We start from the raw sequence: 6,635 nt of genomic DNA, 5'->3' as shown, positions 1-6,635 counted from the left end.
CGGGGTGATCTTTCAGACCATCAACGCGCACCTGGCCCAGCAGGGCCTGCTGCTGCGCGAGGGCACGCTCATCGACGCCACGCTGATCGCGGCGCCGCCGTCGACCAAGAACCGGGACCGGGCGCGCGACCCGGCCATGCATCAGGCGAAGAAAGGCAACCAATGGCACTTTGGCATGAAGGCGCACGTCGGGGTCGACCTGGACTCGGGGCTGGTGCACACGGTGGTCGGCACGGTCGCCCACGTGGCCGACGTGACCCAGGCGCACGCCCTGCTGCATGGGCGGGAAACCGCCGTGCTGGGCGATGCCGGCTACCAGGGCGTCGCCAAACGTGCGGAGAATCAGGACACACCGGTCACCTGGCACGTGGCCCTGCGCCCGGGGGTGCGCCGCGCCCGCGTGCCGATAGGCCCTTGAATAACGGTCCGGCGTCCAGGGCCGCCTCGACCACAAAACGAATCTCACTTGTGTGTAGTTTTTCGCCGGCCGTTATTGCATGCTCGATCGCAGTCAGTGTCGCTCGCGTAAAGGCCCGGTCGAGCTGCCAGTGTGTCGTACGCAGATGCCTGACGATGCGTTTAAGGTCCACGCCTACCACCGCCCGGATGCTCCTCCACCACCAAAACCGCCACCACTACCGCCGAAACCACCTCCGCCAAAGCCGCTACCGCCTCGTCCGCCCAGACCGCCCGGATAACCGCCGATGCCACGGCGTCCGCTATTGCTGCCGAGCAGGGTAAACACAAAGGCGAAAACCCCTGCGATCAGGGCAATCAGAACGGCGCCGATCAACAGCCAGACCACGGCGGCAATGATGGCGCCCCCCACCATGGCGCCCGGCAGTCGGCCGAGCACAGCGCGCAGCAGGCCGCCCGTTATGAGCACGAGAATCACGATCAATGGGAGGTGGCGCGAAAGCGCGGCGCTTGCATGCGCCGTTCCGATGTCCGGGGGCGGCAGGGCTTCGCCCTCTATGACGCGAATGATTCGGTCTACGCCGGCGCTGATGCCACCGTAGAAGTCACCGTCTCTGAAATAGGGCGTGATGATTTCGCTGATGATGCGTTTGCTGGTGGCGTCGTTCAGCGCGCCTTCAAGGCCGTAACCGACTTCGATACGCAGCGTGCGGTCGGCTTTGGCGATGATGAGCAGCACCCCGTCATCGACCTTGCCACGCCCCAGTTTCCACTGCTCCGCAACGCGCAGGGAATACTGCTCGATGGTTTCCGGCGCCGAGGTGGGCACCAGCAGGATGGCAATCTGGGCGCCCTTGCGGGCCTCGAAGGCACGCAGCGTTTGTTCCAGCGCGGCGTGTTGCCTGGGACTCAGGGTTGTCGTCTGGTCGGTGACGCGTGCGCTCAGCGGCGGGATGGCCACCTCGGCGCGTGCCGTCCAGGCACTGCACAGCGCCCCGGCCAGAATCAGGATTCCAGGCAGCGACAGCGCTCGCACGGGAGGTATCTGCGCCGCGGCCGGTCAGGGTTTGGCAGGCGACGGGCTGAAATCGACCACGGGTGGGGTGGAAATCTGCTGCTCGTTCTGGACCGTGAAGTTGGGTTTGACGCGGTATCTGAACAGCATCGCCGTCACGTTGGATGGGAATGAGCGCACCGTGACGTTGTACTCCTGGACGGCTTTGATACAGCGGTTGCGGGCCACGGTAATGCGGTTCTCGGTGCCTTCCAGTTGCGCCTGCAGGTCGCGGAAATTGGCGTCCGATTTCAGCTGCGGGTACCTCTCCGACACCACCAGCAGGCGCGACAGGGCGCCGCCGAGGTCGCCTTGCGCGGCCTGGAGCGAGCCGACCGACGCGCGGGCCTTGGTGACCTGCGCCAGAACGTCTTTCTCCTGCGCCGCGAAACCCTTGACCGTGTTGACCAGGTTCGGCACCAGATCGGCCCGGCGCTGGTATTGGTTCAGCACCTCCACCAGGCGGCTTTGGTTTGTTCGTCACCGGTCTGGAACTTGTTATAACCGCAGCCGCCAAGACCCAGGGTCAGGACTGCGATCAGGGCCAACAGGGGCTGACGCATTGAACGTGTCCTCGTGATCGATTTGAATGTCAGGGCTCTCAGTCGGCCATATCCGCCAGCAGTGCCTCGCGCGTCGCGGCCGGTAACGGGTCGAGCTGGACGAGCATGTTTGGGTGGTCGATCCCCGCGGCGAGCTGCGCCCCCGCCGTGAGCGCGCCGATCATCGCTGGCGTGAACTCGAAGCGCAGAAAATGCACGGCCGAGGTTTTTTGTTCGTTCTCGCGCTCCATGTCTTCGTCGGCAATGGCAAAGACCGGTTCCTGGCCGGCCACCCGCAGCCAGACGCGATCCTCCACACCAATCAAGCCGGCCAGCGCCTGCTGCCGCTCGGTCTGGTCCTCATATTCGATCAGGAAGGTCGCCTTGAGGTTGCTGCCGTCAGGGATAAGCGGGTTGTAGGCTTCGAGTTCCTCGACGATGGCGCGCGGCTCGAAGATGCGCTCGATGCGCAGCATTTCCTGAATCTGGTACTGGACCGTGAGGCGGTCTTCAAAGTGCAGGATGGCGTGTGGCCCCAGCTGAACGTGGCGGTTCTTCTTGTGTTCGAGCACGCGGACGCGAAACGCCGGTCGTTGTTCGGCGTATTGCTCCAGTGACCACAAGTCGGCGCGGGTGAGTTTTTGCATGGCTCAGATTCCGTAAGCGAGGCGCAGCAGCTGCAGCGGGTGTTCCGAGGCCTGGCCATTGCCGACCCCGTTTTCGATGTGCTTGCAGGCAATCGGGCAGTCGCTGGCGTAGTGTGCGGGCTCAAGTTCCCGTACGCGGTTGAACACCGGGCCACCGATTTTCATCGACATCGGGTGGGTCTCGACCTTCACGCCGTAGGTGCCGTTGTGGCCGGCGCAGCGCTCGATGGCGACCACCTCCGTTTCCGGGATGAGTTGCAACACGTCGCGCGTTTTCAGGCCGATGTTCTGCACCCGCAGGTGGCAGGGCGGGTGGTAGGCGATCTTGCCCAGCGACTGCTTGAAGTCGGTGTTGAGCAGGCCGTCCCTGTGGCGGGCGATGAGGTACTCGAACGGGTCGAAAATGCGCGCCGCGACTTTCTGGACGTCGGCGTCCTCGGGGAACATGAGACGCAGTTCCTGCTTGAACATGAGCACGCACGATGGCACCGGCGCCACGATGTCGTAACCCTCGTCAACGTAGGCAGCCAGGCGCGGCAGGTTGTGCTGTTTGAGCGTATTGACCGAATCCAGATCGCCGAGCTCCATCTTGGGCATGCCGCAGCAGCGACTGTCGTCGGCCAGGGTCACCGGCAGGCCGTTGTGGCGGTAGATGGCCGCCAGATCGTCGCCCAGTTCCGGCATCTGGTTATGACCGTAGCAGGTGCCAAACAGCAGTACTTTGCCGGTGGTGCTTGCCCCCGGCTGCGGGGTCAGGGGTGCGTTGGTGGTGGCCTGGTGCTTGAAGCGCCGCTTCAGGGGGTTGCTGGCAAACGGTGGCAATACCGCATCGGCGTGGATGCCGATGACTTTTTCCATCACCCGCCGCGCCGGTTTGAGGCGGTTGACCGCGTTCACGCTCTCGGTCACCACCGGTATGCCAGCCAGCTTGCCGGTCAGGTCGGTGGAGGTCAGGAAGCGGTCGCGGAACGACGCGCCCTTGGTTTTGAACTTGACCGCCTTGGCGCGCAGCATCAGGTGCGGAAAGTCCACGTTCCATTCGTGCGGCGGTACGTAGGGGCATTTGGTCATGTAGCACAGGTCGCACAGGTAGCACTGGTCCACGACTTTTGCGTAGTCGGCCTTATCCACGCCGTCGACTTCCATGGTGGACGACTCGTCCACCAGGTCGAACAGGGTCGGGAAGGCGTTGCACAGGCTGACGCAGCGGCGGCAGCCGTGACAGATATCGAACACCCGTTCGAGTTCCTTGGATACGGACGACTCGTCGTAGTAGTCGGCTGTTTGCCAGTCGATGGCATGGCGGGTCGGGGCTTCCAGATTCCCTTCACGGACCGGCGTGCGGGGTTCGGCCATGGCTGCTGCTCCTGCGGAAACGGGTTCAGATAAGACAATTGACCTGCCCGTAGCGTGGCAGTTCAAACGCGAGGCCTTGCGCCCCACGAAAATCAAGAAACGGGGCGGGGACCGCAAGCGGCCCCCGCGCACCGCACGGGCTCAGCTGCCCAGAGTGTCCAGAGCCTTCTGGAAACGGTTGGCGTGCGAACGCTCCGCCTTGGCCAGGGTCTCGAACCAGTCGGCGATTTCCGAGAAACCTTCCTCGCGCGCGCCCTTGGCCATGCCTGGGTACATATCGGTGTACTCGTGGGTTTCGCCGGCGATGGCCGCCTTCAGGTTCTCGGCGGTCGGGCCGATCGGCAGGCCGGTGGCGGGGTCGCCGACGGCTTCCAGATACTCCAGGTGACCATGGGCGTGGCCGGTCTCACCTTCGGCGGTGGAGCGGAACACGGCGGACACATCGTTGTAGCCCTCGACGTCGGCCTTGTTGGCGAAGTACAGGTAACGACGGTTGGCCTGCGATTCACCGGCGAATGCCGCTTTGAGGTTGCCCTCGGTCTTGCTGCCTTTCAGATTAGCCATGTTAGTGACCTCTTGCTGTTGAAAAAAACCGATCGGTCGACGCCACGCAGGCGACTCCCTCACGACGGGGATGGTAACGAGGCGGGGTAGGGGATGGAAGTTGATTTTTCCAATGCCGCCGATAGGCAATGTCTATCGATAACCAGCCCGTCCTGATTCTAGCCTAAAGTCGATGCCAGGCCGGTGGCGCCGCCGGGCGCGCAGTCGACGATAGCGTGCGCCAGCAGCTGTAGCGCCTGCGGCCGGTAGAACTCGCTGCGGTGGGCGAGTGCCACCTGACGGTAGGGCGCTGTGCCGCGAAACGGCCGTACCGCCAGCAGCGCCCGCTCGCGCGGTGACTCGCCCAGGGCGCCCACCGGCAGCACGCTGATACCGGCGCCACTGGCCACCATGTAGCGGATGGTTTCGAGCGAGCTGCCTTCCAGGCGCTGGCCGCCCTTGTGCCCAAGCCGCGGGCACAGCGCCAGCACCTGGTCGCGAAAACAGTGCCGCGGGCCGAGCAGCAGCACGTTTTCGTCGGCAAGCTGCGCCGGGCCGATGTCGACCTGCGCCGTCCATGGGTGGCCCGGCGGCATCGCGACCACGAACTCCTCCCGGTAGCAGGGGATGACCTGCACTTCGCTGGCCCGATACGGCAGCGACAGCACCGCGGCGTCGACTTCACCGCGCTGCAGGCGGGCGCCCAGCTCGTCGGTGTAATTCTCCTCGATGATCAACGGCATGCGCGGCGCCAGGCGGGCGAGCAATGGAATCAGTCGCGGCAGCAGATAGGGCCCAATCGAGAAAATGACCCCCAGCCGAAACGGCCCGGCCAGCGGGTCCTGGGCATTGGCGGCCAGCGCGCGAATAGCCTCGGCGTCGGCCAGCACGCGCCGCGCCTGGTCGACAATCTGCTCGCCGATCGGCGTCGGCCTGACTTGTCCGGGCAGGCGCTCGAACAGCTGCACGCCGAGTTCTGCTTCCAGTTTCTTGATGGCAACTGACAGCGTCGGCTGGCTTATGAAACAGCGCGCCGCGGCGCGGCCAAAATGCCGCTCCCGGTCGACCGCGACCAGGTAACGCAGCTCGTTCAGGGTCATGGCGCTCTCCATTGCGGGCGGGAGGCCGATGGTAAAGTACTGCGCTGCGTCACTCACTGGTGCGTTCGTCGCGAGGCCCGCCGTCATGAATAGCCCGGATACCGCCATCGGTCCCGTCCTGCTGGCCGACCGTGACCAGGCTGGCGTGGTCAGCCTTACCCTGAACCGCCCGGCGCAGCGCAACGCCCTGTCCCAGGAACTGCTGGCGGCGCTCAAATCCACCCTGGCGCAACTTGCCACCGACAATGGCGTGCGGGTGCTGTTGCTGGCCGGTGCCGGGCCGGCGTTTTGCGCTGGTCACGACCTGCGGGAGCTGCGTTCGCTGAACGATGAAGCGGCGGCGATGCAGCTGTTTGGTCTTTGCGGCGAGGTCATGCTGGCGCTGCGCCGTTTCCCGCGCCCGGTCATCGCCAAGGTGCATGGCGTCGCTACCGCCGCCGGCTGCCAGCTGGTGGCCAGCTGCGACATGGCCATTGCCAGCGACCATGCCCGTTTTGCCACCCCTGGCGTCAACATCGGGCTTTTCTGCAGTACCCCGGCAGTGGCCCTGACCCGCAACGTGGGCTACAAGCACGCCATGGAAATGCTGCTGACCGGCGAGCTGATCGATGCCGCCACGGCGCTGCGCATGGGCCTGATCAACCGCGTGGTGCCGACCGGCGAACTGGACGCCGCGGCGTTGGATTTGGCGGCGCGGATCGCGAGCCGTCCGCCTGCGGTGCTGGCGCTTGGCAAGGCTGCGGTGCAGGCGCAGATGGGTCTTGGCGAAGCGCAGGCCTATACCCAGACCAGCGCCGTGATGGCGAAGAACCTGCTCATGGATGAGGCCGTGGAAGGCATTGACGCCTTTATCGACAAACGGCCCCCCAACTGGCCTGCGGCCTGATCGGGCGGGGGCGGCACGTAGCCGTCCACTCGGCCCGTTCCTTGCCGTCGCCCGACGCGAGCGGATTCCATCCGCCCGGGAACCGCTGAT

General features: G+C 65.1%; 6 protein-coding genes and 2 pseudogenes. 2 read left to right on the top strand and 6 right to left on the bottom strand.

Annotated elements, in window-relative coordinates:
- Nucleotides 1–397, top strand: a pseudogene (locus tag ABZF37_RS13075) (IS5 family transposase); the annotation flags it as partial.
- Between the two features lie 195 nt (nt 398–592).
- On the opposite strand, the gene ABZF37_RS13070 reads toward ABZF37_RS13075, so the two are convergent.
- From ABZF37_RS13070 to ABZF37_RS13045, 6 genes and pseudogenes are all read right to left on the bottom strand, one after another.
- Nucleotides 593–1,453 (bottom strand): YgcG family protein, encoded by an 861-nt coding sequence (locus ABZF37_RS13070; RefSeq protein ID WP_372720629.1) that lies wholly within the window; start codon nt 1,451–1,453, stop codon nt 593–595.
- 24 nt (nt 1,454–1,477) lie between these two features.
- Nucleotides 1,478–2,034 (bottom strand): annotated as a pseudogene (locus tag ABZF37_RS13065) (LemA family protein).
- A gap of 38 nt (nt 2,035–2,072) precedes the next feature.
- Entirely contained in the window at nt 2,073–2,660 is a 588-nt protein-coding gene (locus ABZF37_RS13060; protein ID WP_372720627.1) for a DUF3501 family protein, read from the bottom strand.
- Nucleotides 2,661–2,663: 3 nt separating this feature from the next.
- A complete protein-coding gene (locus ABZF37_RS13055) occupies nt 2,664–4,016 on the bottom strand; it encodes a heterodisulfide reductase-related iron-sulfur binding cluster (RefSeq protein WP_372720625.1) in 1,353 nt (450 codons plus the stop codon).
- Nucleotides 4,017–4,157: 141 nt separating this feature from the next.
- Nucleotides 4,158–4,580 carry a rubrerythrin family protein gene (locus tag ABZF37_RS13050; RefSeq protein ID WP_372720622.1) on the bottom strand — a complete coding sequence of 141 codons (423 nt, stop codon included), beginning with the start codon at nt 4,578–4,580 and terminating at the stop codon, nt 4,158–4,160.
- 158 nt (nt 4,581–4,738) lie between these two features.
- A complete protein-coding gene (locus tag ABZF37_RS13045; RefSeq protein ID WP_372720620.1) occupies nt 4,739–5,659 on the bottom strand; it encodes a hydrogen peroxide-inducible genes activator in 921 nt (306 codons plus the stop codon).
- Between the two features lie 85 nt (nt 5,660–5,744).
- On the opposite strand from ABZF37_RS13045, the gene ABZF37_RS13040 reads away from it, so the two are divergent.
- A complete protein-coding gene (locus ABZF37_RS13040; protein ID WP_372720618.1) occupies nt 5,745–6,545 on the top strand; it encodes an enoyl-CoA hydratase in 801 nt (266 codons plus the stop codon).
- The last annotated feature ends 90 nt before the right edge of the window (nt 6,546–6,635 follow it).

The organism is Immundisolibacter sp., assembly GCF_041601295.1.
Classification (GTDB): domain Bacteria; phylum Pseudomonadota; class Gammaproteobacteria; order Immundisolibacterales; family Immundisolibacteraceae; genus Immundisolibacter.
This window is presented reverse-complemented; position numbering and strand designations above follow the sequence as displayed.

Bases quoted from the DNA above. Each gene is read 5' to 3' on its own strand.
- ABZF37_RS13060 (WP_372720627.1), bottom strand. From the start codon at position 2,660: ATGCAAAAACTCACCCGCGCCGACTTGTGGTCACTGGAGCAATACGCC.
- ABZF37_RS13055 (WP_372720625.1), bottom strand. From the start codon at position 4,016: ATGGCCGAACCCCGCACGCCGGTCCGTGAAGGGAATCTGGAAGCCCCG.
- ABZF37_RS13050 (WP_372720622.1), bottom strand. From the start codon at position 4,580: ATGGCTAATCTGAAAGGCAGCAAGACCGAGGGCAACCTCAAAGCGGCA.
- ABZF37_RS13045 (WP_372720620.1), bottom strand. From the start codon at position 5,659: ATGACCCTGAACGAGCTGCGTTACCTGGTCGCGGTCGACCGGGAGCGG.
- ABZF37_RS13040 (WP_372720618.1), top strand. From the start codon at position 5,745: ATGAATAGCCCGGATACCGCCATCGGTCCCGTCCTGCTGGCCGACCGT.